Source organism: Pedococcus sp. 5OH_020, assembly GCF_027812955.1.
GTDB lineage: Bacteria > Actinomycetota > Actinomycetes > Actinomycetales > Dermatophilaceae > Pedococcus.
In genome coordinates this window covers 63,726-89,310 of record NZ_JAPYZV010000009.1, presented here as the reverse complement: position 1 = coordinate 89,310, position 25,585 = coordinate 63,726, and the positions used below count along the sequence as shown (strand labels likewise).

The following is a 25,585-nucleotide window of genomic DNA, read 5'->3' as shown; positions in this document are numbered from 1 at the left end:
GGCCCGTCACGTCCTTTCGCTCGTGGTGGTGCGGATAGTCTCGCAGGGTGCCCCGCGTCATTCTCGCCCGCCGCATCGCCCTGGTGCTGGCGGCGCTGCTGGTCGTCGTCCTCGGAACCGCAACGGTCCTCGCGGTGACGTGGGTCCGCCGGCCCTTCCCGGTGACGCACGGCGAGCTCAAGGTTCCGGGGCTCAGCGCCAAGGTGGAGGTCCTCCGGGGCGACCACGGCATCCCACAGATCTACGCCGATACGGCGGAAGACCTCTTCCGCGCGCAGGGGTTCGTCCACGCGCAGGACCGGTTCTTCGAGATGGACCTGCGACGGCACATCACGGCAGGGCGGCTCTCGGAGCTCGTCGGGAAGGGTGGTCTCGAGACCGACCGGGTGATCCGCACGCTGGGGTGGCGCCGGGTCGCCGAGCAGGAGCTGCCGACCCTCAAGCCGGAGACCCGCAAGTACCTCCAGGCCTACGCGGACGGGGTCAACGCCTACCTGCACCAGCAGAGCAGCCCCTCGAAGATCTCCCTGGAGTACGTGATCCTCAGCCGCAAGGTCCCCGACTACCGGGTCGAGGACTGGACCCCCGCGGACTCCCTGGCCTGGCTGAAGGCCATGGCATGGGACCTGCGCGGCGACTACGACTCCGAACTGATGCGGGCGCGGCTCTCCGGCACGATGTCGATCAACCAGATCAACGACCTGTTCCCGGCCTACCGCTACGACGTGAACAAGCCGATCCTGTCGGCCCAGGACTGGTCCCCGAACACGAGCAGCACCCCCTCGACCAGCGCCCGCTCCGCCGTGCCGTCCCTGACGGCTCGCGCGGCTGCTGATCCATCGACAACGCCGCCGGCGTCGGCGGCGACCAAGGGCACGCCCGAGTCCAGCCCGTCGGCCCAGAGGGCCTACGAGGCCGTGCAGCGCGCGCTCGACAGCGTCCCGGTGACGCTGGGCCGCGGCGACGGGATCGGCTCGAACTCCTGGGTCGTCTCGGGTTCGCACACGAGCACCGGAAAGCCGTTGCTGGCCAACGACCCTCACCTCGGCGTCAGCATCCCCGGCATCTGGTACCAGGTGGGGCTGCACTGCCGTGCGGTGACGTCCGACTGCCCGTTCGACGTGTCCGGGTACTCCTTCTCCGGACTGCCCGGCGTGGTGATCGGCCACAACCAGAGCATCGCGTGGGGGTTCACCAACCTCGACCCGGACGTCAGTGACTTCTTCCTCGAGCAGGTGCGCGGCAACACCTACCTGCGCGACGGCAAGCAGACCCCGCTGACGATGCGTACCGAGACGATCAAGATCGGCGGTGGGGGCGAGCAGACGATGACGGTACGCAGCACCGTGCACGGTCCGCTGCTGTCGGACGCCATCGAGACGGTGGCGCAGTCTGGCGAGGGGCCGCTCGTCAACGGCCGCCAGAGCCCGGGCAGCTACGAGGTGGCCCTGCAGTGGACCGGGATCGCGGTCACCCAGACCGCCGACGCGATCTTCGGGCTGGACACAGCGACGAGCTTCCAGCAGTTCCGGGAGGCTGGGAAGGACTTCGCCGTCCCGTCCCAGAACCTCGTGTACGCGGACACCTCCGGGAACATCGGCTACCAGGCCCCCGGGCGCATACCGATCCGCAGCCGGTACATGGACGCGCCGCCCGGGTACTGGATCCGCCCAGGGTGGGTGTCATCCTGGGACTGGAAGGGCTACGTACCGTTCGACCAGCTGCCCTACGCGCTCAACCCCGGCGAGGGTTTCGTCGTCACGGCGAACCAGGCTGTCACGCAGAGCGGCACGCCATTCCTGACCAGCGAGTGGGACTACGGGTTCCGCGCGCAGCGGATCCGAACCTTGCTGGAGAAGGACCCCAAGGTGACGCCCGCCATGATGTCGAAGATCCAGGGAGACACGCGCAGCCAGTTCGCCCCCACGCTGGTCAAGGCGCTGCTGCAGGTGGACCTGCACGGCGACGACTTCACCAAGCAGGCGCAGGACCTGCTCAAGGGCTGGGACTTCACCAACCCGACCGGCGACGGCCCGGCCGGCGCAGCAGCGGCGTACTACAACGCGGTGTGGTCCAACCTGCTCGACCTCACCTTCAACGACGAGCTGCCCCAGGACCTGCGAGCCGACGGGGGCGACCAGTGGATGCAGGCGGTCGCCACGCTGCTGGCCAAGCCCCGCTCGACCTGGTGGGACGACAAGCGGACCGCCGGCATCACCGAAGGGCAGTCGGAGATCCTGCGCAAGGCCCTCGTGGACGCCCGGCTCCAGCTGACCCGAGAGCTGGGCAAGGACCCGAGCGCCTGGCAGTGGGGCAAGCTGCACCGGCTCACCCTGCGTCACAAGGTGCTCGGCGGCACCGACGTGCCGGGCATGGTGTCGGCTCTGTTCAACCGTGGCCCCATCGAGCTGCCCGGCGGCCCCGCCATCGTCGATGCCAACGGCTGGAACGCCGCCGAGGGCTTCGACGTCACCGCCGCCCCCTCGATGCGCATGGTCGTGGACCTGTCGAACCTGGACCGGTCGCGCTGGGTGAACCAGACGGGCAACAGCGGCCACGCCTTCGCCGACCATTACAACGACCAGTCGCAGGCATGGGCCGACAACGAGCTGTTCCAGTGGCCGTTCAGCCGCGACGCGGTCAAGGACGCCGGTGGCGACGAGCTCAGCCTCGTGCCGTCGGACAACGACAACGGCTGACCGCAACGGCCGCCGCCGACCGGAGCGGTCCGGCGGGGCCGGCGGGGTGCGGCTGGGTCCGGCGCGTCAGCCGTGCAGTCGGCGCAGTCCGGTGTCGGCGGTGATGACCGCGTCCACCCGACGGTCGTGCGGCTCCGCGGGGAGTGGCTCCTCGAGGACCTCCCAGGGATGGACCAGCGCAACGAGGAAGGCGTGCGTACGCGGAAGGGCCCGGTCGTAGCAGCCCTTGCCCCGACCCAGCCGGGTGCCCACTGCGTCGACGGCGTGGGCGGGAAGGAACACCACGCGGGCTGAGCTGACGGCCCCAGCGCCGAGGAGCTCCGGAGAACCAGCCTCTCGCCAGTCGAGGTCCCAGTCAGGCAGGGTGACCGGAAGCAGGACGCGAAACCCCGCCCGGGACAACGCTTCGACGAGCGTCTTCGTCGCAGGCTCGCTGGGGAGCGACTCGAAGGCGGCCACCCAGTCGCCGGGTCGCACACCGATCTCGCGGCAAAGGGCCAGGGCAGCCTCGGCGATCGCCCGGCCGTCGGCGACCCGGTCCCGGGCCGGTACCCGCTCGCGGCGCCCGGCGGCGAGGACGCCGCGCATCCGCGCCTTCTCCGCGAGGACCCGCTGACCCACCTCAGTGTCCGGCTCCGCGTGGTCCGGCCGGTCGCCGGCCGGAGCGCCCTGGTCCGGCGTCTCCGCAGGCTCACCGGCATACGGCTGGACGGGCATGTCGCCCATCGTGCCTGCAGGCGTCCGGCAGACGCGAACCGACCCTCCCCATAAGGTTGTTGCATGACCCCTCAGCACCCCCGGACCGTGACCAAGGCCGTCATCCCCGCTGCTGGGCTCGGCACCCGCTTCCTTCCGGCGACGAAGGCGACCCCCAAGGAGATGCTGCCGGTCGTCGACAAGCCGGCCATCCAGTACGTCGTGGAGGAGTCCGTCCGGGCAGGGCTCGACGACGTGCTGGTCATCACCGGCCGCAACAAGGCCGCGCTGGAGGACCACTTCGACCACCACTGGGAGCTCGAGCAGGCCCTGGAGGCCAAGGGCGACCAGTTCCGCCTCGCCCGCGTGCGGGAGTCGGCCGACATCAAGGTGCACTTCGTCCGCCAGGGGCAGCCGTTGGGACTGGGTCACGCCGTGCACGTCGCCAAGGAGCACGTCGGCGACCACCCGTTCGCCGTGCTGCTCGGGGACGACCTCATCGACGGCAGGGACCACCTCCTGGAGGAGATGGTCGCCGTGCGCGAGGAGCGGGGCGGGAGCGTGATCGCGCTCATGGAGGTGCCGCCGGAGTCGGTCGGCCTGTACGGCTGTGCGGCGGTCGACGGCCGGGAGGGCGACGTGGTCCGGGTGACCGGCCTCGTCGAGAAGCCCGACCCCGCGGAGGCGCCGAGCAACCTGGCCGTGATCGGACGCTACGTGCTCGACCCGTCGGTGTTCGAGGTCCTCGAGCAGACGCCCCCTGGACGTGGCGGCGAGATCCAGCTCACCGACGCGCTCCAGACACTTGCCGGGTCCTCGGAGCCGGGGGGCGGGGTCCACGGCGTCGTGTTCTCCGGCCGCCGGTACGACACCGGCGACCGGCTGGACTACCTCAAGGCTGTCGTCCGGCTCGGCCTGGACCACCAGGAGCTGGGCAAGGACTTCGGGCAGTGGCTGGACGAGTTCGTCCAGGAGCGTCTGGCGCCGGAGAAGGCCTTCCAGCGGTGATCTCGGTCGAGCAGCACCTCGACCGCATTCTCGGCACGGTCAAGGTCATCCGCCCCTTCGAGCAGGGGGTGCTCGACGCGCAGGGATGCATCCTCGCCGAGGACGTGCGGGCGCGGGGCTCGCTCCCCGGGTTCACCAACTCCGCGATGGACGGGTATGCCGTGCACGCGCGGGACGTGTCCTCCGCCACGCCTGAGTCGCCGGTGGTCCTCCCGGTCGTGAACGACATCGCGGCCGGCAACACCAGCGCCCTGTCGCTCGCGCAGGGACAGACGATGCGGATCATGACCGGGGCGCCCATGCCCCACGGGGCCGATGCCGTCGTCCCGGTGGAGGCCACCGATGGCGGGGTCGTGCGGGTCCAGATCCGGGAACGATCGGTGGTCGGCCAGCACGTCCGCGAGCTCGGTGAGGACGTCGAGGCGGGGTCGGTCGTCCTGAAGCGCGGGACGCTGGTCGGGCCCGGCCAGATCGCGCTGCTCGCCGCGGCGGGCGTCCCACGGCTGCGGGTCGTGCCCCGCCCTCGGGTCGTGGTCATCAGTACCGGTGACGAGCTCGTCGACGTGGGGACGACCCCGGCGTTCGGGCAGATCGTCGACTCGAACTCCCTCATGCTGACGGCCGCGGTGACGGCCGTCGGCGCTACGCCGTTCCGGGTCGGCGGGATCCCCGACGACGCGCGGGTGCTCATGCAGACGCTGGAGGGCCAGCTGGTCCGCGCGGACGCCATCATCACCACGGGCGGCGTGTCCATGGGCGCCTTCGACACCGTCAAGGAGGTCCTGTCGCGCGTGGGGACGATGCAGTTCGACAAGGTGGCCATGCGCCCGGGGATGCCGCAGGGGTTCGGGCTGCTGGGCGAGGAGCAGGTCCCCGTCTTCACCCTCCCCGGCAACCCGGTGAGCGCCCTCGTGTCGTTCCACGTGTTCGTCGCCCCGGCGTTGCGGGCGATGGCAGGTCGTCCCGAGCCGGCATACCCCCCCGGCTACGTCCCCGCGGTGGCGGCCGAGCCGTTCACCTCCGTCCCGGGGAAGATGGAGTTCGTGCGCGTGGTGCTCGAGGACGACCGCGCACGGCTCGCCGGCGGGCAAGGGTCACACATGCTGGGCGCGCTGGCCGCCGCCGACGCCCTCGCCGTGATCCCGGAGTCGGTCTCGGCAGTACAGGCGGGTGACCCGCTGGAGTGCCTGCCACTGCTGGGCCGGGAGGGCCAGTGAACGAGCGGTTGACGCACGTCCGCGCCGACGGTTCGGCGCACATGGTCGACGTCTCGGCCAAGGACGTCACCGCCCGCCAGGCCTCGGCCGCCGGACGAGTCCTGCTCTCCGGCACTGCGGTCGCGGCGCTGAGGTCCGGGGACGTCCCCAAGGGGGATGCCCTGGCCGTCGCGCGCATCGCCGGGATCCAGGCGGTCAAACGCACGCCCGACCTCATCCCGCTGGCCCACCCCATCGCGGTCCACGGCGTGGAGGTGGACCTCACCGTGGCCGACGACGGCGTGGACATCGCTGCCACCGTGCGGACCGCGGACCGGACGGGCATCGAGATGGAGGCGCTGACCGCGGTCAGCGTGGCGGCGCTCGCCCTCATCGACATGGTGAAGGCCGTCGACCGGCACGCGCGCATCACGGACATCAGGGTCACCGCCAAGTCCGGTGGGCGGTCCGGAGACTGGGTGGAGCCATGACTGAGCAGCCCGCCACCCCGTTCAGCGCCGTCGTGATCACGTGCTCGACGCGGGCCGCGGCCGGCGTGTACCCCGACCGGGGCGGTGCCTTGGTCGTGGAGAACCTGCGCGCCTGGGGCTTCTCGGTGGAGGACCCGACCGTCGTGCCGGACGGACCCGCAGTGGCGGAGGCCCTCGACGCTGCGCTCGCCCTGGCGCCGGACGTCGTCCTGACCACCGGCGGGACGGGGCTGTCGCCCACCGACCGCACACCGGAGGCCACCGCAACGCGGCTGGACCGGCCGGCTCCCGGCATCGCCGAGGCCATCAGGGCCGCCGGGGTCGCCGCCGGCGTGCCCGCCGCCATGCTGTCGCGCGGCCTGGCCGGAGTGTCCGGGCGGACCCTCGTGGTGAACCTGCCGGGCTCCAGCGGTGGGGTCCGGGACGCGATGGCCGTGCTCCAGCCGGTGCTGTCGCACGCCGTGTCGCAGGTTCGAGGCGGCGACCACTGATGCGTCCCCCCTGGCCCGTGGTGCTGCGTGGTGCCACGCCCCTGGGCGAGGAGATCGTGCTCGACCCGCTCCGCCGTCGCGACAGGGTGGCCTGGGCGGAGGTTCGTGGCAGGAACCGGGAATGGCTCGGTCCGTGGGAGGCGACCTCGCCGGACAGCCAACCCCAGGTGGTCTCGTTCGCGGCGCTCGTTCGCCACTACACCAGGGAGGCTCGCGCGGGCCGGATGCTTCCCTTCACCATCCGCCTCGACGGCAGGATCGTCGGCCAGATGGTGCTCTTCGGCATCTCCTGGGGATCTCTCCAGTCGGTGGCCGCCGGCTACTGGGTGGACCGCACGGTCGCGGGTCGAGCGGTGGCCCCGACGGCCTTGGCGCTCGCGGTCGACCACGCCCTCGGCACGATGGGACTGCACCGGGTCGAGGTGAACATCCGTCCGGAGAACGGCAACAGCCTCGCCGTGGTCCGCAAGCTGGGCTTCCGCGACGAGGGCAGCCGTTCCGCGTACCTGCACATCAACGGTCAGTGGCGGGACCACCGGACGTTCGCGCTGACCACCGAGGACCTGGCCGGCGGGACCCTCATGGAGCGCTTGCACATCAATCACATCAGTCACATTGGCGACACACCGCCGCACGTCCCCGGCGCGCCGGGCGAAGGCACCTAACGTCGTCTCCGTGCAGCCCAGCAGTCTCGTCTTCCTCGTCATCATTGCGGTCTGGGCTGCGTATTTCGTGCAGTACTGGGTCCGGCGCCGTGAGCACCTCGCGACCGCTCGCTCGGTGGACCAGTTCTCCGAGTCGATGCGCGTCCTCGAGCGCCGTGGGCCGCTGGCGCAGACCAACCTTTCGACCCCCGCGCCTCGGTCGTATGCCGTGAGCCCAGTACCCGCTGCTCGCCCGCAGATCCTCGTGAAGCGAGCCGAGACCGCGGCACCTCAGGGTCCCGCTCCGTCCGGCGCCGCGACCCCGGAGCGGTCGCAGGGCCGGGCCGCCGCTCGGCGGGTCCGCGCCATGGTGATGCTCGGGGCGCTGTCCACCGTGGTCGTCGCCGTACCTCTCGTCGCGCTGTCGCTCCTCCCTCTCGCAGCCCTCCTCGTGCCGGTCGTCGCCGTAGGGCTCGCCGTCGGCTGGGCGCGCGCGACGGTCCACGCGGAGCGCCGCACGCGTTCCGGGCGGGTGGCGGACCAGCCGCGCTGGGGTGGGGCGCCGTCGCGAGCGAGCGCCGCCGGCGCTCCTGCCGGCTCCACGGTTCGGCCGGTCCAGCGCCCAGTCCAAGTCCAGCGCCCAGTCGAAGTCCAGCGCCCAGTGGAGGCTGCCGACACGGTTGAAGTCGAGGAGGACCCGGCTCCCCTGGGGCAGCCGGAGCCAGAGCGCAGTGAGCTGTTCGATGTGCAGGCCGTCGAGGCGCTTCACGCCGCTCCTGCCCGGTCTGCACAGCGGTACCAGCGCGACGGGGTCTCGCAAAACTCCGTCGCGGCTGCCGTCGCGGATGCCACGCAGGTCGGGCCGTCCGCACGCGTTGCGCTCGTGGACGAGGACGACATCCCGCTCACGTGGGACCCCGTGCCGGTGCCGCGCCCCACGTACACGATGAAGTCACGGGTCACCCGCCCGGCGCCCACCGCTGCGGACCTCGTCGGCGACTCCGACACCGAGTACGCGACACAGGAGGACGTCGCGCAGGTGCGAAGGGCGGCCGGCGCCTAGCTCGAGCTCTCTGCGCCCCGCCTGGACGCTCTCCTCACCTCAGCGGCTCCCCCAGACGGCGCGGGCGCCGGCATCGCCGGTGAGGGCGACGATCACCGCCGTCCCTGCGGCGCTACCGATCACCAGCACTGCCAAGCCGATCCGGAGCCACGAGCTGCCACGCCGACCCCGCACGGCATGGTCGCGTTCAGCTGGCTCCGGGAGCGATGAGTGCGTCGCCGGTAGCGCATCCCTAGCGCCCTGGCGCAGGTACAGCCACTGCAGGACGGTGGTCGCCGCCAGCGCAGCGGCCCAGGGGAGCACCATGTTGCCCAGGTCGCGGTGATGGTTGACGAAGGCCGGGTTGCCGAGCTTCGCGTCGAGCTCGTTGCCGGCCCGCGTCGTCAGCGGGACTGCGAGCGTGCCGACCACGGCGCCCAGCGGCACGAGGAACGTCAGCTTGCGCTGGGCGGCTGGCCAGACGCTCACCGCGACCGCTGCCGCCGCCGAGAGCGGCAGCATGACCACGACCAGGTGGACCAGGAGGACGTGCGCGGGAAGACCGTTGATCTCCATGTCGGCCGGCCTCAGTACCCGCCGCCATTGCTGCCGCCGGTGACCATCGAGCCGTCTGGTGACACGGCATACCAGACGGTCTTGACCCCTTGGCCCTTGACATCGCCCGCCTTGGTGTCCTTCGCGAACAGGTACAGCGGTCGTCCCTCCAGGGTGACCTGCTTGCGGCCGTCCGACAGGGTGATCGTGGCCAGCTTGCCCGTGACGCCGTCCGCGGAGGGCGTGCCGGACGCCGTGGTGACCGGCGGCCAGGCCTGCAGGCAGGGACCTGTGCAGGCGCTCCTGCCGGAGTTCGGCGTGTCCTTGGTGAAGACGTACGCCGTCATGCCCGACCTCGTGACGACGATGCGGCCCAGGGCGCTGTCGGCGACGGAGAGGTCGCTGGTAGAGGTGCCCGGGGGCGAGGCGCTACTGCTCGAGCCGCTCGCCGTCCCCGTGTTCCCAGCCGCGCCGCATCCGGTCAGGGCGACCATCGCGGCGAGCGCGATCGCCGGCCCCGCGACGGTGCGAAGGTGTCCGCTCATGCCTCTGGAGACGAGGCCGCAGTATCGGCGGTTCACGGCTGGCCCAAGCGTTCGTGATGATGCCGATGAACCCTGGCGCGGGGTTTGTCGTCCTTTACGGTGACATCCCAGGTGCGGAACAGTGGTCAGGCCGGCTGGTAGCCCGGGGCGAGGAGTGGTGGTGGAGGCGAACCAGCGGGAGGCGGTCCTTCAGGACCTGCACGACCGTCATGCCTCGGAGCTCTGGCGCTTCGCCCTCCGGCTGACGCGGGACCCTCAGCTCGCGGAGGACGTGGTGCAGGAGTCACTGCTCCGCGCCTGGCGGGACCCCGGCCTGGCCACACGGTCGGACCAGCAGGCGCGCGCTTGGCTGTTCACCGTGGTCCGGCATCTGGTGGTGGACCGCTGGCGCAGCGCCGCGGCCCGGCACGAGGTGGCCGGAGTGGAGGCGGCGGAGGGTGCGGTGGGGGACCGGTCGGGTGAGGTGCTCGACCGGTGGCTCATCGCCGACGCCCTGGCGTCGTTGTCGCGAGAGCACCGGCAGGTCATCACTGCCGCCTACTACGAGGGGAGAACGGTGGCCGAGATCGCGGCCGACCAGCGGATCCCGGCGGGGACCGTGAAGTCACGCCTGCACTACGGCCTGCGCAGCCTGCGGCTGGCTCTCCAGGAGAAGGGGGTGACACACCCGTGAACGGCACGGACAGCTACACGCAGTGGGATGCCGCCTATGTTCTGGGCACCCTGTCGCCGGCGGAGCGGGTCGAGTTCGAGGCGCATCTCGCCACCTGCCCGGACTGCCGGACCGCGGTCGCGGAGCTGGCCGGGATGCCGGGCCTGCTCGCGCAGGTGCCGACCGGCGAGGTCCTCGCGATGGACCTCGGCGGGCCTGAGGAGGACGCGGCGATGCTGACGCCGCCACCGCGTTCGCTGATGCCGGTGCTCCCCACTCCATCGGCCTCGCGTCGTCGGAGGTGGCTGGTGCCGCTGGCCGCGGCGGCAGCGGCTCTGGTGGTCGGCGGCCTCGGTGGGTATGCGGTGTCCGCTGCCGGCCACGACGGGGGGCCTTCGCCCCGTCCTACCGCGACGGCGACCGCCGCGGCGGTGCCGGGGCGCCTGGCGTTCACGTCGGTGGAGCCGTCCTCGATGACCGCGGTGCTGGATCTCGTGCCCGCTGGATCGGGGACCCAGCTGCGCGTGGAGTGCCAGTATGCGGTGGGGTCGGGCAGACCTGGGGACCCTGACTACCAGGGCGCGTGGGCCGAGTACTCGATCTGGGTGGTGGACCGGGCCGGCAAGGCAACGCAGGTGAAGACGTGGACGGCGCGCCCGGACCGGGTGATGCATCCGAGCGGGGTTGCGCCCGTGCCGGTGGGCCAGATCGGTGTCGTGGAGATCCGCCGCGTCGACACGGGACGGACCGTGATGCGGGCGACGGTGGCCTGAGCTGGTGCCCCTGCGCGACGAGGCGGGCGAGGCGAAGGCGGTGAGGCGGAGAGGCGGCGAGCCCCACCCCTTTCCGTGGTGGAGGCGGCTGGTGTTATTGTTTCGTCCGCATCAAGGGGCTGTGGCGCAGTTGGTAGCGCGTCTCGTTCGCAATGAGAAGGCCAGGGGTTCGAATCCCCTCAGCTCCACAAACCGGAAACCCCGTCTGACCAGCGCAAACGCGCTCGGCTGGGCGGGGTTTCACTCATGTTGTTCGCTGACACCCCCCAGATTTGTGCTCCCCTTGTGCTCCCGGTCGGTTTCGACGTCTCTGCCGGGCTCGTTGAGGCGGGCCAGCCCGGCCCGGTCTGCGCCGGTACCGAGGTGATGGAGGTAGAGGTTCGTTGTGGCGATCGAGGCGTGTCCCATCCACGCCTGGACCGTGACGGGGTCGACCCCGCGGGCGAGCCACAGGCAGGCGGCCGTGTGGCGGAGGTCGTGGATGCGTCGTCCTTCGGCCGTGCTCGACCAGTTCAGGGTCCGCTTGAAGGCGGAGGCGTGCAGCCGGTGTCCTCTCGTGGTGACGAACAGAGGCTCATCGGGATTCCGGCCGGCCGCCATGACGCGGACCAGGGACAGGATGCGGTCGGCGACCGGGACCCGCCTGGACTTGCCAGACTTGGTGGACTTGATGTCAACACCTTCGGGCTCGGCTCGCTGGACGACGAGTGTTGGCATGGGCACCTCGATGAAGTCGCGAACGCGAATGGCCCGCAGCTCGGACCAGCGCAGCCCGGTCCAGCTGGCGATCAACAGCAGGTCGGCGAGCCGCTCGTCGCGATTCCGCGCGGTCGCGTAGACGCGTTCGAGGTCCTGTTCGCCGAAGGGATACATCTCGGTCCGCAGGTTGCCTCGTGGTTTGGGAACCCGCGTGGGTTGGACGGGGTTGGTCAGGATTAGCCGTTCGCGTATGGCCCAGGTGAAGAAGGACGAGAGGGAGGCGCGGAACCGTCGCACTGATGACTCGGCGAGGCCCTGACGGGTCAGGTTGAGCAGCGCGCGGGCGACTTCACGGTCGGTAACGGCATTGACAGACAGTGCGCCTAGAGCAGGCGGGACGAGCCGGAGCAGAGCCGTATCGGAGATGTAGGTCTTCGCCGAGACGGAGTCCTTGCGTTCCTCCAGCCACTGGGGGAGCAGGCTGCGGACGGACGCTCGACCGGCTCGAGGATCGACGCCGCCGGCAATGGCGGCCTTCTCACGAGCCAGCCACGCTTGTGCCTCACGTTTGGTGTCAAACGTCCGTCCGCTGATGTAGGTGCGGCCGACCTTGAGGACGGCGTAGAAGCGGCCGGACTTCTGCTTCCGAATCGTCATGAGACCAACTGGCGAACCCAGTTCAGGACGTCCGCCTTCTGGTAGCGCGGGATCTTTGCCGAGAGCCAGGTCACCTTGGGTCCATTGCCGGTGAGGCGCCAACGGCACACGGTTGAGGGGTTGACCCTTAGCAGGGTCGCGACTTCCTCGGTAGTCAGGAACGTCGGCAGATGCTCGAGGTGCTTCGCCGCGTCCTCCGCCGTGAGCTCAGGGTTCGCTGTCTTGGCAGCCATGACGATCCGTCCTTGTCCTCGTCCCCGCGAATCCGGGAGCCAGCATGGTTACCGACCCGGCTCGATGCCGTAGTCGCGATCAACGAGATCGCGTTGAGGGACGTGCTGACCGATAGCCCTGGCGAGCTGCTGAGCGCTCCGCACGGCTCGGTCCCACTGCCACCCGAGGTCCTGGGCGTCCTCCAGAGTCACGATGACAAACTTGCCCTTCCTTCTGGCCTCCAGCCGCTCCGCCCCACATGCAAGAGTGCGTGCGGGTGCGAACAGCAGCTCGCAGTGGAGGAGGGCGGAGGGCAGGCCTCGGGCGGCTGTCAGAACATCAGCTGCTCCGGCGCAGCCGTGTGCGAGCGATGCCATGGTCGTGCGGGGATCAAGGCTCGCGTCCTGCGTTGACGCCATTTCACGCACCTGCTGCAGTGTGGAGAACAGCTCTCTGCTTGCGGTCACGAAATCGTGGCTGGGAGTGGTGAGGCTGGTCAGACCTGCGAGGGACAGTTCCGCCTTGCGTAGTGCCGAACCGGTGTCGCGCAGTTGTCTTAGAGCGTCCTCCGGTCCACCGTCGGCCGCCTCGAGGCCAGGTGCTGAGCGCAGCAGCTGGTGGGTTACGGCGTACAGGCGGATGCCCTGGCTGGCGATGGCGCCAAGTGCCTGGGTGCTGGGTACGAGGCGTTGCAGCTCGCGGTGTGCAGCGAGGCGCCAACCGTGCAGGGCCGCGTCTAGCCGCTGGTCGATGGTCGTGGGTGCTTTGACGTGGAGGACGGTCGCCGCGATGCGGTCCATCGAGTCGATTCGACGGGGGCCTGCCTCGAGTCTGCCAATCTGGGTGCTGGCGTACCGGGCGATGCGCAAGGGTCGGTCTACGGCGTCGATTGGGCTGTGCCGGACTGTATGCCGTGCCGCCGCGGCCCCTAGCGTGAGGAGGTGGCGGACTGTGTCCGCCAAGACTGGGTCCTCGAGCGTCACGGGGTGCGTGCCCCGGTTGTTCGTGGAGACAAGGTCGGCAAACCCGCCCAGGGTCGTGGACAGTCGGGCGATGGGGCTTGGATCGGTGGGTTCGGCCGGCGCAATCTGAGGGGCGCGTCGGAGGCTGCTGCTGGGCACCACCGTGTGGTCCCCTTCGCGGACCACACGAAGTCTGCCGCTGCGAATTTTTCGATTCATGCGATCGCGCGAGAGTTCCAGGTACCCCGCCGCCTGGTCGACCGAGAATGCGGCATCGGCGGGTAGGTCGAGCGGGGCCGGGTAGGCGCTGAGGGCGCTCATGCATGGGTTCCGGTGCGCGCTGGCGTATGCGGGGTCCGCGCGACCGGCCTTGACCAGCTCGTACAACGCCCGGTAGAGGGTCACATCGAACTTTTCCCACTGGGCCGCGCTGATCTCGTGGGTGCTCGCGCAGAGTTCGCGGGTGAGCCGGTCGGCCCGCACCAGAAGGTCCATGGCGGAAGTGCTGCTCATGCCCGTTCCACGAGAGCGGCGAGGTCCAGCAGTTCGCGGATGTGCCAGAGCCAGAGCTGCAGGTCCGGTGGTCCGGCGAGCGGCTCAACGCCGCCAAGTATCTCTAGCGCTGAGGCGAGATGGCCGATGATGGTGAGCGGCGAGTCCGCGACGGTGGCGGGCGTGTGGCTGACGCCGGCGGCCGTAAGCCGGACTTGGCCGGCGAAGCCCAGCCACTCGCTGAACACGTCGTGCCCGCCGAGGGACTCTGCTAGTGAGGCCGCGGCCTGCATGTGGCCGGCAGCTTGGTCGAGGAGGTCGAGTGCCTGAGTGGATTCATCCATGGGACTCCTCGGAGTTTGGCGTGGTCGATGGCGGGCGGTGGGCGGTCAGGGCCGCGAAAGGGTGGGCGTTGCGGGAAGGGCCGGGTGTGCCGGCTCTGGGATCGAATGCGCGGTCATTCGGTTCTCGGGGAGAGCCGCGACTCCCCGGCGCAGGTGGAGCAGCGCCTCGTCACGCAGTCGCCGAGAGAAGGCGCCGTGGGGGTTCCAGCCGCTGCGGGTCATCTCGTCCTCGGCCTGCTTCAGCAGCGCCGCCGATGACGCGGGAGGTAACTGCTCGGCAAGGGGCAGCAGCAGCCCGATCGTGTCCTGTACGGGGTCGCGCGCTCGAGCCAGGCTGAGCTGGACCAGTTCGCGCCCGGCTTGGCGCGGGGCCACTGGTGGGTCCGAACGTGCGTCGGTGTGGCAAAACGCATCGAGTCCGATGTCGCCGTGCTGGGCGAGCCAGTCCGCGGGGTCCAGTTCATGAGGGAGCCTGGTGATGGAGGCGGTCCGATGCTGTTCGAGGGCAAGCGCGGTGAGCCAGCGCAGCGTTCCCTCCGCCCCTGCACGGTCGCCGTCCAGGGCCAGGATGATCGGTCCTGGGTGCTGGTGGGCGACGGCTCTTGCCTGAGCGTGTGAGACCGCCACGCCGCTGGTCGTGCACGTCGCCACTGTCGAAGTCCGCCCGGTCCGGGCGGCCGCGGCTGCGATCGCGAGCGCGTCGAGCGCGCCCTCGACCACCACCAGACTGCCGTCCGCGGTGATCCGATGGTGGGTCGGCCGGTACAGGGCCCGGCTCTTGTCAAACGTCGCGGTGCGGGTGGGGTTGCGGTACTTGGGAGCCCGGGGGTCGGCGCTGGTGTCCCGGCCGATGAAGCCATCGATGCGGCCTGCCGGGTCGGTGACGGGAATGATGATCCGGTCCCGCAAGGCGTCGATGAGGCTCCCACGGTTGGTACGACGCGCCAGATCCATGACGACCATTTCGTCGTCTTCGACGCCGTGCCGTCGCAGGTGGTCCACCAACCCGGTCCACGCGTGCCCCGCGCTGCCGACCAGCGCGAGGCCGGGGAACTCGGCTCGAAGACTGCGTAGGTCGATTCCCCGGTGGTGGCGCAGGAAGTGGCCGGCAAACTCGGCAGCTAAGGGCCTTGAGAAGTACTGCCAGGCCACGGCGTTCACCTGGTGCGCCCTTCGGACCCCGATGGCTGACGACGGCTCCTCTGTTAGGCCAGTGTCGACTCGCCGCGGAAGGCCCGGGTGGTTGGTAGTCGGGGTCGCTGCTGTGTGCTGCAACTGGTCGACGGCCTCCCGGAAGGTGAGGTTGCGCAGTCGGCGGACGAAGTCGATGACGTCACCGGATGCCCCGCAGCCGAAGCAGTGAAAGCGGTCCGGCACTCCGCCCACAGACATGGAGGGGGTCGCGTCTGCGTGGAACGGGCAGCAGCCGATGAAGCCGTGGCCACGGGGCGTCAGCTGGATCCCCGCAGCAACAATCACCTGCTCGATGGGGTGATCGGCCCGGACACGCTCCACATTCACCGCCCCCGCTGTTGTAGTCATGGCTCGATGTCGAGCACGTGGTGCACCGAGCGGGCCAGGGGGCGGGTCCCCAGGATCTGGTGGCGGCGTGCCAGCTCGGCGAAGGCGAGGACGTGCATGTGGGTATCGACGTCGAGGGCCTGGATGAAGGCGGCTTCAACGGCCGTCTGAGGGACGTCGTCGGCCCTGACGGCGTACTCGTCCCAGGTCGAGTCGTAGGCATACAGTAGCCCGCCCTCCGAACCCGGGTGGCCGCGCAGCGAGATGCGCTGGTCGCGTCGCTCGCCCCATCGCGTCCCGAAGTAGTGGTCCGTTCCAGCGTCGCCGAACCTGGCTGCGAAGGTACGCGGTCCAATCCATTCCGGCTCCCGTGTCTGGGTGGGGGAGTACCCGGCCGTTGAGTCGTTGCAGTCCATGGTGTTGCCCTCTTCCCGCGGTGATCCCGTGCTCTATAAGGGAGACCGGATTGACGGGGCACCATTGGCTGCCCGAGGTGTCAGGCGTTGTCCGCCCATCGAGCGGCGGGATTCTCTCGGTGCTGGTTGGTCGAGCACCGCGTGGCAGCGCCGAGGTCCATGAGCCGAGCTTCGATCTCACGTAAGCCGCGGAACCAGTCCAGGGCTGCGCTAGGGGCGGCGGTCTCGGTGAAGCACGCCCGCTCGTGGTCCCGCAGGGCCGCCAGTGCCTCGACCATGCCTGGGTGCCGGGTCCAACATGGCGGGACGACACGGGTGTCGAGGGCGAACCTCCGCACCAGCAGCCGCACCCATGGGCTGAGCTGCTCGCGGACGAAGGACTCCCTTTCCCGCGAGGTGAGGGAGGGCACGTGGATCGGTCCCGCCAACCGACCGAACGCGCGCTCGATCGCGTCATCGTCGAATGACAGCGGCGGCTCGGCGGTCACGACGCTGCTCGCCGTTGGCTGTGACGCGCTTGCAGGTATCTGTGTCGGAGCATGCCGATGATCCCGATGCTCGCCTGGGCACGGCCGAGTCTGCGCCAGCTCGGCGAGCGCTCCAGTACCTCGTGCAAGCGGCGGTGATCCCGGGAGCAGAGCGGCACCAAGTCGGCGTCCTCCTCGTCGCCGATCCGTACGTAGGTCAGGTGATGAAGATGACCCGTCTTGGGACTCCACAGCCGGTCGCAGACCAAGCACGCGGGCGGGGTACCAGCCCTTGTCAGCCACGCGAGATACCAGGCCCGCCGACGGTCGTGCCAGGCGCGGGAGGCCAGGTAGCTCTGGTACACGGCCCGCCTGTGAATGCGCCGGTCAGGCGTGGCCATGCTGGATCGCCTCCTCCAGCCGACGTTGATCGTCGGCCAAGGCCTTGGCGTCTCGTCGGCTTGTCCACGGGCGCATGGTGAGCACGATCGCGGGAGCTGAGCGCAGCAGCAGAACCGCCGTGCCGAACGGCAGGGTCCGCAGCTGGGCAGCCTCGAGGATGGGCACCTGGGTCGTCGATGTCGACGTGGACTTGACGCCCTGTGGGCCCGTGTTGGTGGACGTCGTTCGCTCGGTGCGTTGGCCGATGAGCCGGGACAGGTCCTCCAGGTCACGGGCGTTGGACGCGCCCCCCAGGATCACCTTGACAACGGCGGCGTCCCAGATCGCGGCGGCTGCGTGTTCACCCCATACCGCGCGGGCCTGCGCGAGCGACTGCAGCACCACCACAGTGGAGATCCCGGTGCCACCGCCGTCGGACATCAGCGACGGCAGAGACGGCAGAGGGTAGTTCGCAGCCTCATCGAGGATCAATGACAGAGGAGGATCGAGCCTGGCCCCAACGGAGCGCGCGGCGATCCGGCGCGCAGTCTCCACCACGTCCTCGACGAATGCACCTACGAGGCCTGCGGTCATGGAGCTGCCGGTGGAGGTGCCGATCAGATATACCGTCCCCCGCTTACGCAGGAACACCTCTGGGTCAAACACGTCGTCTGGCTCCGGGGACACCGCGTCCAGCACCTTGGGATTACCGAGGCTGGAAAACGCAAGTGTGACCATGGACCACACTGAGTCGCGCTGCCGTGGGTCTGTCGTCACGATGGACTCCAAGGCCTGGTGCCACGCCGAAGCGGCCCCCTGGTCAGTGCCCAGGATCATGACCGCCTCCCTCGCTTCGACTGCCGAGAGCGACCACCGATACAGGTCGCTCGGCTGTCGAGAGTCGAGGGCTGCTGCGTGCAGCAGGCAACGGACCGCCAGTTCTGCCGACGCCTGCCAGAAATTTGCGTCAGTGACGCCGTTAGCCGTGCGAGCGGTCAGAGCCTTCGCTCGGACCATCGCCACTTGCGGGTCCTCGCACCCGCGGATCGGCGACCAGCGGGCTCGGCTTGGTAGGCCGGGTGCAAGGCCCTGCGGGTCGAAGACCGCCACAGGACCGATTGCTTGCCGATGATGCAGGGTCACTGTCATGTTGTCGGGCCGGGTGCTTGTGGCGATTACCGCGCCCGGCGCGTCCAGAATCAGCGGGATGGCCAGGTGAAGCCCCTTGCCCGAACGAGGTGGGCCGAGCACCACGACCGAGTCCTCGACCGAGCAGTAGCACGCCTGGCCATTGGCACGGCCCAGGAAGTACCCCAGTTCTTCAGGTCTACGGCTTCGGTTGCTGGGACGAAGGACGGCCGCCCGAGCGAGTAGAGGATGCACGCCGGCTGCCCGACGGACCTCAGCCGGTACCGCGACTCCCTTCAGCCGCCCTACGTGCATTGACCGCGGAGAACGTGAGCGAAGCCAGCCGAACCACGAAAGGCTGCAAGCCGCGGCCAGGAGAGAGCATGTGATCGACCAGTACAGCGCCCCCGGCCCGACTGAGGCGTGCCATGCAGCGCCTGGATCGGGCGGATGAGCGAATGCGCGGAACGGAGCGAACAACGAGAGAGTCGGTGCGGGTGCGCCGGAGATGCGCGCTGAGAGGTACGCCGCCGACCACAGAATCGCCCAGAGGACGCCGAACGCCACCACGAAGATGGCCAGCCTGTCCTCGCCGCGAGAAACTTCGTCGCGGGTGCTCAACCGCGGCATGGTGAAGGGGCCGGAGGCCGTACATCGGAGTTCATGCAGCGGAAACGCTCAGCGACGGGTCACCATGAGATCGCCGTGCCAGCCGCTGCACGGACCATGAGGCAACAACTATTAGGGCCCCGGGTCGGCTTGTGCTTTGTCCGGGTCGAGTGCGCTTCGCCTTCCGGGCGGGACGCTGCTATCCGGGAAACCCTTCGAATATCAAGGGGATAAACGATCAGGCGCTGTGAGCCTCCGCGTAAGCAGCCTTGACGGAAGCTGTGAGGCTACCGCGCGCGCTGAAGTGGGTCCGTTGGACCGAGCCCAACTGCGCATGTCGGCAGCGCTGGACTGCAGGCTGCTCGCCGCGTGTTCACAGTCGCTGACGCGGTGTTCCTGCATCTGTTTTGGAGAGTCGGCTTGGTCGATCTCGCAGGTGGTCGGCGTCGCGACTTAGTCGGTCCAGAGCTGGGTATGCAGTATTGCCGCGGAACTCCCAGCCAAGTTCGCGTCCAGCCCTGCCCGTGCCCGGGTGCGTCTCTCTGAGGCCCTGACCCGGTTCCTGGTGCATTGTGAAGGCCAGCACGCTTGGCGCACCGTGTACGCGTACCGGATAACCAACGTCGCACTGCTGGCGCATACCGGTGACCTGTACGCCGATGAGCTACGACCGGTCCATCTCGATCGCTGGTTCGCGCACCTACGCGGCGCGCACGTCGACTCCAGAGGCCGGCACCGCGACCCGATCGGTGCGGGCGGGTTCAACGCCTACCTGTCCCGGGTTCGCCCGTTCCTGACCTGGATGTACCTCAACGACCTCATTGGCCCGCGACTTCGGCAAGACCCTGCACCGGATGCGTCGCCCGCACCGGGTCAAGCTGCAGCTGGACGCCGGGCAGGTCCGTGCCCTGCTCGAGGGCGCAGCGACTCCGCGCGACCGGGCCCTGATCGCGGTCGGGTTCTTCACCGCCATGCGCAGAAGCGAGCTCCAGGCCATCCGCCTGCGGGACCTGGACCTGGAGGGAGGCACGGTGTTCTTCCGGGTGTGGAAGTCCGACGTCGAGGACGTCCTGCCAGTGTCCCCCGAGTTGCGCTGCAAGCTGCACCTGTGGTTGAGCGAGTACGAGCGCAACGTCCGCCGGAACCACCGCCGAGGCCTGCTGCCCTCGGACTATCTGATCCCCGCCTACCTACCTCGCAGGTACGCCCCCGGCATGAGCGTCGTCGACGGCCGCCAACAGCGCAACGTCACCTTCGGCGCGCTCAACCCCGAACGCCCTGCTGCGCACTCCTACCGGGTCGTCAAGGATGGACTGCGTCGGCTCGGGCTGCCGGACCACCACGAGGGCCTGCACGCGCTGCGTCGCTCGGCCGCCCGCCAGATCTTCGATGCCCTGGTGGGGACCCGCCGTTACGACGGCGCGCTGCGCGTCGTCCAAGCCCTGCTGCACCACAGCACCCTGGAAACCACCGAGCAGTACATCGGGCTGAGCACCGAGGCCCTCACCCGGGACGAGTTCCTGCGCACCGCGATACTCCTCAGCGATGAGCGGCCCGGGCTGACGTCCGCGTTCCCCGAAGGATCGCGGCGCGTCACCGTAGGGGGTCGGCCGATCCCGGCGCCTTAGCGTGACGATCCTGCGGCAGGAAATGCAAAGCGATCCAGGTTTGGATCGGTGGGTATCCGGGGTGACCAGCGGCCCGGTTGAGCTCAGTCTTGATGCGCTCAGCCTCAAGCGTGGCCACATGGGCGTCAGGGAACGGACCAGTGACCGTGTACGACTCGCTCATGGGGTCATACGCGATCACGCTGTGCGGCTGCGTCGCTTCCTCCGCCTCGGCCCGCACGTCGATGTCGTCCATCAGCCGTCGAGCTGCCCCCGCCACCGCGTCGTCGGTCATTGCCTCACCTCATGAAACCCCCGCATTAGCGCGGGACGGCCCACCTCACCATCTACTGTGCGGCGTCGTAGGCCTTCTGGACGTCGGCACTAATGCGGCCTCGGTCGCTCACAGCGTGGCCATTGTTCTTCGCCCACTCCCGTACGGCCGCAAGGTCGGTGCGAGACGTTCTGCGGGTCGAGGGCCGGGCGGCCTTGCCACGACCGCTGCGAGAGCTCTGCTCGGTCGCCTTAGCAATGTAGGGCTTGAGCGCCTTCTCCAGAGCTGCCCGGTTCTTAGCGCCGAGGTCGATCACCCAGGCCTTGCCATCAAGGCTGAACGAGACCTCCTTGGCGTTGGCCGAACCGTCCAGGTCATCGGTAATGGTCACCGTCGTCTGCTTCGCCATGAATGAATGATGGCGCACACCGGACGTCACCTGCTAATCAATGGCGACGCCTGTCGAGCTCGCGATCGAATTTCTCCACGACTTCCGCGACGGCGCTCCCGCACGTACCCCGCTTGGGACCGTCCAACTGCTCTCGCCGATGCTCGTCCGATCTCCGGCACTCGCGACTGCAGAGGGACCGTTGGTTTGCTGCGGATACCGCAGGGGGCTCGGCTCAAGCGAGCCTTGGTCGCCTGGCGGTGAAATGACGCGCGTTCGCGAGAGTTGCTTGACTGAGCGGATCCTGGCGGCAGCATGAAATGTCACCCACTGGACCGCTTGAGAGGATGTCTGGCCGATCCACTGGATCGCCCTGCCCCAGTCGGCCCGAAGTTCTACATCAAGGAGGAAGCGATGCGCAACGAGGCCATGGAGCGGCTGAGTGTCCTGGTCGGGCCATGGCGGACGACGATGCGAAACGCGTGGTTCCTTGAGCCGGCGGACTTGGAGGTGCCAGGCTCGGCGACCGTCGAGTGGCTCGGCGACGCGTTCGTGGTCTTCCGCTGGACAATGGAGGGCGATGTCGGGACCGCCACGAGCGAGATGGTCATGGTCCTCGGTCGCAGCGACACGCGCGTCGCCTTCACAGCCCTCTACCACGACGAGCGAGGTGTCTGCCGGGTCTTTGCCATGACGTTCGAGGACTCGAAGTGGATCCTCAGTCGGGAAGACCCTGACATGTTCCAACGATTCATCGCTGACGTAGAGCCGCACCGCGTAGCGGGTCGCTGGGAGGCATCCGAGGACCACGGATCGACATGGCGCAAGGACTTCGACCTCATCTTCGAGCGGGCGTGACAACTCTTTGCGCGTCAGCCCTGCTCACCCGGAGTCCTCGGGGCTGCCTCATCATCTGGTCATCCTGACAAGCTGTTGCGCGAGCCCCCTGCTGCGCGGTCGGTGCCTTACGGCCCATGGGCCGGCCTGGTCCCCACCCCTTGGGGTGCTGTCTCCACCGAGGGCGGGGAAGACTGCTGCACTCCCCGCCCGCGGGTGCATCGAGTTCTTTGATGAAGGCTGCTCCCAAGGGGTCCACACTGCTTGATCCGACGGGTGGCTTGGCCGTGGAGGAGAACCGGCTCACCGGCGGCTGGCAGAGCAGCACGCCTACAGAGATATAGGATATTGTGATTTTTGTGCGATGCTGAGGCCCTGCGCCTCCCCGGCACCCCGTTTCCGAGGGGGCGCGGTCAGGGCCGGGTATACAGCTCGCCTGCGCCCAGGCCGCCTCCCTGACCCTGCGCTGATGGGCCAGGTGGGGCGGCCGGCGAGAGAACTGCAAACCACAACGAGCGACCGGCGTTGACGTGACCGCGCCAACCCGCATTGGGACGCTTCGACGTGTCCGGCAGGCGGCGAAGTGACGCAAGTGGGGAAGCTGGTGCGGGGGTCGCGGGGATGACCCGCAATGGCTGTCAGTACTCGATGAGATGCTCCGGCCAACACTGCACCGGAAGAGGACCTGTGACCACCACCATGACCGCCATTGGCTTCGTGAGCGCGATCTTGGGCGCCTTGATGTGGGTTGTTAGCACGCTCCGCCACAGAAGCCATATCTCGCAGTGCGTCCAAGACCTCCAACGGCACCGAAGGCTGGACCGGAGATTGATCGGGTGCGTGAACGAGATCGAGCGCGTCCTCGACGAAGTGCGGGCCGGGGCAGCCGGCCAGGTCCCTGAAGAACTCGTGGGGCACGCTCGCTTCCTCTTTGGGCTGCGCCAAGAGGCCAAGGACAACGCCGCCGAACTCAGCAGGCACGCCGTCCGACTCAGATGGCCCGACGGCTACCTCACAAAGGCGACCCTGGCAGGTAGACGCTGCGAGTTGGCCCATGGTGCTCTACTTCGAGCGTACGAAGCGCTGGCGGCCGCGACCCGGGAGTACGAACGGGGAATGAGGGACGCCCTGCTGAGTTCGGGAGATGGCCCCAGCGCGCGGGAGATGTCGATGCCCCTGCGGCTCCTTGACGAATCGGCGGCCGAGGAGGTCGCGCGTTTGCGCGAGGCCTGCGAGCAAGGCATGACCCATGCCGCAGACGCATGCAACCTTCGATTTGGCTCGGCCGCCATCTTCGACATCAAATGGCCGGTTCGTCGGTCTGAGTTGCTGGATCCCGCGGCGGACCCTTACCAGGGTGAGCTGCGACCGCTCGGCTGGACGGGATTCGGTCCTCAGCCTCTGCTTCACGTAGACGCGAGGTAGTGGGACGACCGGGCCTGATCGCGGCGGTATGCCGCAGGTCGTGCGGACAATTTCCCGACCAGTGACGCAGACGTCCGCCGAGCCATGGACTGCGGCGTCACTCGGCAATGGTCTGGCCCGGTGGCTCCGAGCCGCTCCACGGAAACAAATCCGTGCGAGCAGCGGAGGTCTCGTTGATGGCCCGTGCCTCTCCGAGGATTGCCTCCGTGCGCTCTTGGTCGTAAGTCATGTCGAGCAGCGAAGCCGCGTGCTGGAGCAGCTCGAGCATGGCGATCACGGCTGCTGAGGCCACCATGTCGGTGAGAGGTCCGGCAGGAATCGCGACGTGGAACGTCGAGGTTGCTGTGGTCGCATCTCTTTGAACATGCATGTTCACGGCCGTGTAGGTGCCGCGGATGACGGACTCCGCGAGCGCGACCTCTGCGCCCAAGCCTTGGTAGAGGCTGGTCGTCTCCGGACCCGCGAGGGTGTCCGGCACTGCGAGTCCGGCGAGCCTCTCCTTCACCCGGGCTTCTGCGGAGGCGGTGACATCCTCATCTGCGCCAATCTCGTTCAGCGAATCCAGCACCACACGCACGATCACCCCTAGCCCAGGCCCGCTCGGCTCGGTCATCTGCTCGAAGCGGGCGGCCGTAGCGAGGAGACCGGTCAGCAGTGGCAGGGCCTCGATGGGCTGACCGGCTCGAATCAGGGCCGCCGCTGCCTGTGAGCAGGCCACCCCCTGGCCGAAGCAGTTGAACGCGAACCGCGACGCCTGAGTCCAGGCGCGTTCGGCGGTCGAGGAGGTCGCCTCGTCGACCAACGGCACCACCTGATCGAGCAGGCGAACGGCTCTCGAAATAGACCGATCTTGGACGCCCGGTGCGTCGCTCATGTTGACGGTCGCTTCGCCCTCCTCCAGCCGGCCGCGCACCTCCATCCGTTCGATCTGGAAGCCGACGTCGGGGTGGGTGCGTGGGGTGATGGTGTCGCGCTGATGAAACCGGAAGGTGGAATCGTCTTGGTCGACGGAGTCGATGCTGACAGTCCACTCGAGCCGCGGGTACCGCTCGCCTGGCATGGCCGGGTCATCTGCGATCCCCACCAGACGCCCCCGTACTACTCGCCGCAGCGACTGGACGTCCTTGACCTTGATCGCCATCAGTTTGTCCGCGACGGCGGGCTCCAGATCCAACAGGTCGAGGATCGTTCGACGCACGTACGAGAACGTCAGGTCGGTGCACCTCAGGGCGTGAGCCGCGACCTTGTCGAGGTCCCAGTACCCATGCTCGATTCCGTTGCTGGCGTCGTTCGCTGCGCGGTACGTTTCCCGATCGTCGTCGAAGATGTGTGCGACACGCACACGCGCCCCAAGCTCGTCCGGCCAACGCGGCCTGCACGGATCATCAGTGACGACGCCGAACTCGTGGGCCAGTTCCTCCTGTGTCCGGCCGCGGTCCGTCATGAGCTTGCGCACGACCAACTTCGTGAGGTTCTCGGCGGCGATCCACAGGTGGTTCAGCGAAAGCCACTCGCCCCCCAGCTGCCAGTTTCGAAGAGCCAGCTCGTAGTGATGCAGCGCTCTGTTCAACCGCAACGAGTCTGCTGGTCGGGTGAAGTAGGCCAAGAATGCAGCGGCCACAAGATCGGAGCGAATAACCCGGCCCTCGGCAACCAGTCCACGCTCGTCAGGAATGTGGACTTCGACTATCTCGCGGTCGACCGAGTTTGGCGTGGACTCGAAGGCCAAGTGCATCTCGACGGAGCCCACCCTGACGTTGCCCACGAAGCCGATGAAGGTTCCCAGGCTCCGGGCGATGCCCGAGAAGCCACGCATAGCCGCGTCGAGGTCTCCTGCCCGCCCGCAGCATTCGATGACAAGCTCGCGGGGGAGGGGTCCATCGCCTGGACCCTCCCATCGAGTGAAGGCCCGCACACGCAGGCCGCTCAACCCGAGACTCGGCACATCAAAGGTCAACTCGAGTTCATCGTCTGGGGCGAAACGGGCCGAAGAGTGCGCCTTGAACACAACGGCGTATTCCTTGTCGTACCCGTCGGCATTTCCCGCGCCTTCGACCTCGTCGTGGGCACCCCCCTCAGCGTCCATGCGCGGACGCTGTCACGCAGACCGCCTGCTTGCAACCAGGCCTCTTGCTGATTGACATATTTCCGTGGCGGCCGACGCTAAGGGCCCGCTGGGTGTGCCGCGCCGTGTTCGGCTGCACAGACCACCAGGGCTCAGGCCACCAGACCCGTAATGGAGCGGGCCCGGCCGCCCTCGCCGGCTGCAAACCGTCTTGAACTGCGTACGCGGCCGACTATCGACAACCGTCGGCGCGCCGTGATGCGGCGGAAGGACGTCAGGCGCGGCCCGGACGACGTGACGTGCGCGAC

General features: G+C 68.8%; 26 protein-coding genes and 1 tRNA gene. 13 read left to right on the top strand and 14 right to left on the bottom strand.

The window, feature by feature from the left end:
* Positions 1 to 47: 47 nt before the first annotated feature.
* Positions 48 to 2,699: a penicillin acylase family protein gene (locus PHA84_RS16740; RefSeq protein WP_270889276.1), complete on the top strand. Its 2,652-nt coding sequence runs from the start codon at positions 48 to 50 to the stop codon at positions 2,697 to 2,699.
* 66 nt (positions 2,700 to 2,765) lie between these two features.
* Here the strand turns inward: PHA84_RS16740 and PHA84_RS16735 are convergent, their stop codons facing one another.
* Positions 2,766 to 3,416, bottom strand: coding sequence for a 5-formyltetrahydrofolate cyclo-ligase (locus PHA84_RS16735; protein WP_270889275.1), 651 nt, complete (start codon positions 3,414 to 3,416; stop codon positions 2,766 to 2,768).
* 63 nt (positions 3,417 to 3,479) lie between these two features.
* On the opposite strand from PHA84_RS16735, the gene galU reads away from it, so the two are divergent.
* Genes galU through PHA84_RS16705 form a run of 6 tightly spaced genes read left to right on the top strand, consistent with a single transcriptional unit; the run spans position 3,480 to position 8,288 of the window.
* Positions 3,480 to 4,403 carry a UTP--glucose-1-phosphate uridylyltransferase GalU gene (gene galU, locus PHA84_RS16730; RefSeq protein ID WP_270889274.1) on the top strand — a complete coding sequence of 308 codons (924 nt, stop codon included), beginning with the start codon at positions 3,480 to 3,482 and terminating at the stop codon, positions 4,401 to 4,403.
* The gene (glp, locus tag PHA84_RS16725; RefSeq protein ID WP_270889273.1) at positions 4,400 to 5,620 is read left to right on the top strand and encodes a molybdotransferase-like divisome protein Glp; all 1,221 of its coding nucleotides are present in this window, start codon (positions 4,400 to 4,402) and stop codon (positions 5,618 to 5,620) included. Before galU ends, glp begins: the two co-directional genes overlap by 4 nt.
* A 41-nt stretch (positions 5,621 to 5,661) precedes the next feature.
* Complete coding sequence (moaC, locus tag PHA84_RS16720) at positions 5,662 to 6,090, top strand: cyclic pyranopterin monophosphate synthase MoaC (protein ID WP_270889349.1); 429 nt, start codon at positions 5,662 to 5,664, stop codon at positions 6,088 to 6,090.
* The gene (locus PHA84_RS16715; RefSeq protein ID WP_270889272.1) at positions 6,087 to 6,581 is read left to right on the top strand and encodes a MogA/MoaB family molybdenum cofactor biosynthesis protein; all 495 of its coding nucleotides are present in this window, start codon (positions 6,087 to 6,089) and stop codon (positions 6,579 to 6,581) included. The genes moaC and PHA84_RS16715 overlap by 4 nt, the downstream gene beginning before the upstream one ends.
* Complete coding sequence (locus PHA84_RS16710; protein ID WP_270889271.1) at positions 6,581 to 7,246, top strand: GNAT family N-acetyltransferase; 666 nt, start codon at positions 6,581 to 6,583, stop codon at positions 7,244 to 7,246. Before PHA84_RS16715 ends, PHA84_RS16710 begins: the two co-directional genes overlap by 1 nt.
* Positions 7,247 to 7,256: 10 nt before the next feature.
* Positions 7,257 to 8,288 carry a hypothetical protein gene (locus PHA84_RS16705; RefSeq protein WP_270889270.1) on the top strand — a complete coding sequence of 344 codons (1,032 nt, stop codon included), beginning with the start codon at positions 7,257 to 7,259 and terminating at the stop codon, positions 8,286 to 8,288.
* Positions 8,289 to 8,327: 39 nt separating this feature from the next.
* On the opposite strand, the gene PHA84_RS16700 is transcribed toward PHA84_RS16705, so the two are convergent.
* Both PHA84_RS16700 and PHA84_RS16695 read right to left on the bottom strand, forming a co-directional pair.
* Positions 8,328 to 8,843, bottom strand: coding sequence for a hypothetical protein (locus tag PHA84_RS16700; protein WP_270889269.1), 516 nt, complete (start codon positions 8,841 to 8,843; stop codon positions 8,328 to 8,330).
* Between the two features lie 11 nt (positions 8,844 to 8,854).
* Positions 8,855 to 9,367: a COG4315 family predicted lipoprotein gene (locus tag PHA84_RS16695; protein WP_270889268.1), complete on the bottom strand. Its 513-nt coding sequence runs from the start codon at positions 9,365 to 9,367 to the stop codon at positions 8,855 to 8,857.
* A gap of 160 nt (positions 9,368 to 9,527) precedes the next feature.
* On the opposite strand from PHA84_RS16695, the gene PHA84_RS16690 reads away from it, so the two are divergent.
* From PHA84_RS16690 to PHA84_RS16680, 3 genes are all read left to right on the top strand, one after another.
* Positions 9,528 to 10,040 (top strand): sigma-70 family RNA polymerase sigma factor, encoded by a 513-nt coding sequence (locus tag PHA84_RS16690; protein WP_270889267.1) that lies wholly within the window; start codon positions 9,528 to 9,530, stop codon positions 10,038 to 10,040.
* A complete protein-coding gene (locus PHA84_RS16685) occupies positions 10,037 to 10,792 on the top strand; it encodes an anti-sigma factor family protein (protein WP_270889266.1) in 756 nt (251 codons plus the stop codon). The genes PHA84_RS16690 and PHA84_RS16685 overlap by 4 nt, the downstream gene beginning before the upstream one ends.
* Positions 10,793 to 10,907: 115 nt before the next feature.
* Positions 10,908 to 10,980: transfer RNA gene (locus PHA84_RS16680), tRNA-Ala, on the top strand.
* Positions 10,981 to 11,032: 52 nt separating this feature from the next.
* On the opposite strand, the gene PHA84_RS16675 is transcribed toward PHA84_RS16680, so the two are convergent.
* From PHA84_RS16675 to PHA84_RS16640, 8 genes are all read right to left on the bottom strand, one after another.
* Positions 11,033 to 12,148 (bottom strand): tyrosine-type recombinase/integrase, encoded by a 1,116-nt coding sequence (locus PHA84_RS16675; protein ID WP_270889265.1) that lies wholly within the window; start codon positions 12,146 to 12,148, stop codon positions 11,033 to 11,035.
* Positions 12,145 to 12,381 (bottom strand): helix-turn-helix transcriptional regulator, encoded by a 237-nt coding sequence (locus PHA84_RS16670; protein ID WP_270889264.1) that lies wholly within the window; start codon positions 12,379 to 12,381, stop codon positions 12,145 to 12,147. Before PHA84_RS16670 ends, PHA84_RS16675 begins: the two co-directional genes overlap by 4 nt.
* A 48-nt stretch (positions 12,382 to 12,429) precedes the next feature.
* Positions 12,430 to 13,836 (bottom strand): hypothetical protein, encoded by a 1,407-nt coding sequence (locus PHA84_RS16665; protein ID WP_270889263.1) that lies wholly within the window; start codon positions 13,834 to 13,836, stop codon positions 12,430 to 12,432.
* Positions 13,833 to 14,159 carry a hypothetical protein gene (locus PHA84_RS16660; protein ID WP_270889262.1) on the bottom strand — a complete coding sequence of 109 codons (327 nt, stop codon included), beginning with the start codon at positions 14,157 to 14,159 and terminating at the stop codon, positions 13,833 to 13,835. Before PHA84_RS16660 ends, PHA84_RS16665 begins: the two co-directional genes overlap by 4 nt.
* A gap of 45 nt (positions 14,160 to 14,204) precedes the next feature.
* Positions 14,205 to 15,701 (bottom strand): CHC2 zinc finger domain-containing protein, encoded by a 1,497-nt coding sequence (locus PHA84_RS16655; RefSeq protein ID WP_270889261.1) that lies wholly within the window; start codon positions 15,699 to 15,701, stop codon positions 14,205 to 14,207.
* Complete coding sequence (locus PHA84_RS16650; protein WP_270889260.1) at positions 15,698 to 16,096, bottom strand: hypothetical protein; 399 nt, start codon at positions 16,094 to 16,096, stop codon at positions 15,698 to 15,700. Before PHA84_RS16650 ends, PHA84_RS16655 begins: the two co-directional genes overlap by 4 nt.
* An 80-nt stretch (positions 16,097 to 16,176) precedes the next feature.
* A complete protein-coding gene (locus tag PHA84_RS16645; RefSeq protein ID WP_270889259.1) occupies positions 16,177 to 16,584 on the bottom strand; it encodes a hypothetical protein in 408 nt (135 codons plus the stop codon).
* Positions 16,585 to 16,950: 366 nt separating this feature from the next.
* The gene (locus tag PHA84_RS16640; RefSeq protein WP_270889258.1) at positions 16,951 to 18,387 is read right to left on the bottom strand and encodes a type IV secretory system conjugative DNA transfer family protein; all 1,437 of its coding nucleotides are present in this window, start codon (positions 18,385 to 18,387) and stop codon (positions 16,951 to 16,953) included.
* Between the two features lie 1,148 nt (positions 18,388 to 19,535).
* Here PHA84_RS16640 and PHA84_RS16635 point away from each other — a divergent pair.
* The gene (locus tag PHA84_RS16635; RefSeq protein WP_270889257.1) at positions 19,536 to 20,309 is read left to right on the top strand and encodes a tyrosine-type recombinase/integrase; all 774 of its coding nucleotides are present in this window, start codon (positions 19,536 to 19,538) and stop codon (positions 20,307 to 20,309) included.
* On the opposite strand, the gene PHA84_RS16630 is transcribed toward PHA84_RS16635, so the two are convergent.
* Entirely contained in the window at positions 20,275 to 20,583 is a 309-nt protein-coding gene (locus PHA84_RS16630) for a hypothetical protein (protein WP_270889256.1), read from the bottom strand. The genes PHA84_RS16635 and PHA84_RS16630 overlap by 35 nt on opposite strands.
* Before the next feature lie 52 nt (positions 20,584 to 20,635).
* Complete coding sequence (locus PHA84_RS16625; RefSeq protein ID WP_270889255.1) at positions 20,636 to 20,971, bottom strand: histone-like nucleoid-structuring protein Lsr2; 336 nt, start codon at positions 20,969 to 20,971, stop codon at positions 20,636 to 20,638.
* 393 nt (positions 20,972 to 21,364) lie between these two features.
* Here PHA84_RS16625 and PHA84_RS16620 point away from each other — a divergent pair, with 393 nt between their 5' ends.
* Both PHA84_RS16620 and PHA84_RS16615 read left to right on the top strand, forming a co-directional pair.
* Complete coding sequence (locus PHA84_RS16620) at positions 21,365 to 21,808, top strand: hypothetical protein (RefSeq protein WP_270889254.1); 444 nt, start codon at positions 21,365 to 21,367, stop codon at positions 21,806 to 21,808.
* Positions 21,809 to 22,627: 819 nt separating this feature from the next.
* The gene (locus PHA84_RS16615; RefSeq protein WP_270889253.1) at positions 22,628 to 23,212 is read left to right on the top strand and encodes a hypothetical protein; all 585 of its coding nucleotides are present in this window, start codon (positions 22,628 to 22,630) and stop codon (positions 23,210 to 23,212) included.
* 97 nt (positions 23,213 to 23,309) lie between these two features.
* Here PHA84_RS16615 and PHA84_RS16610 read toward each other — a convergent pair whose 3' ends face one another.
* Complete coding sequence (locus PHA84_RS16610) at positions 23,310 to 25,298, bottom strand: hypothetical protein (RefSeq protein ID WP_270889252.1); 1,989 nt, start codon at positions 25,296 to 25,298, stop codon at positions 23,310 to 23,312.
* Positions 25,299 to 25,585: the final 287 nt, after the last annotated feature.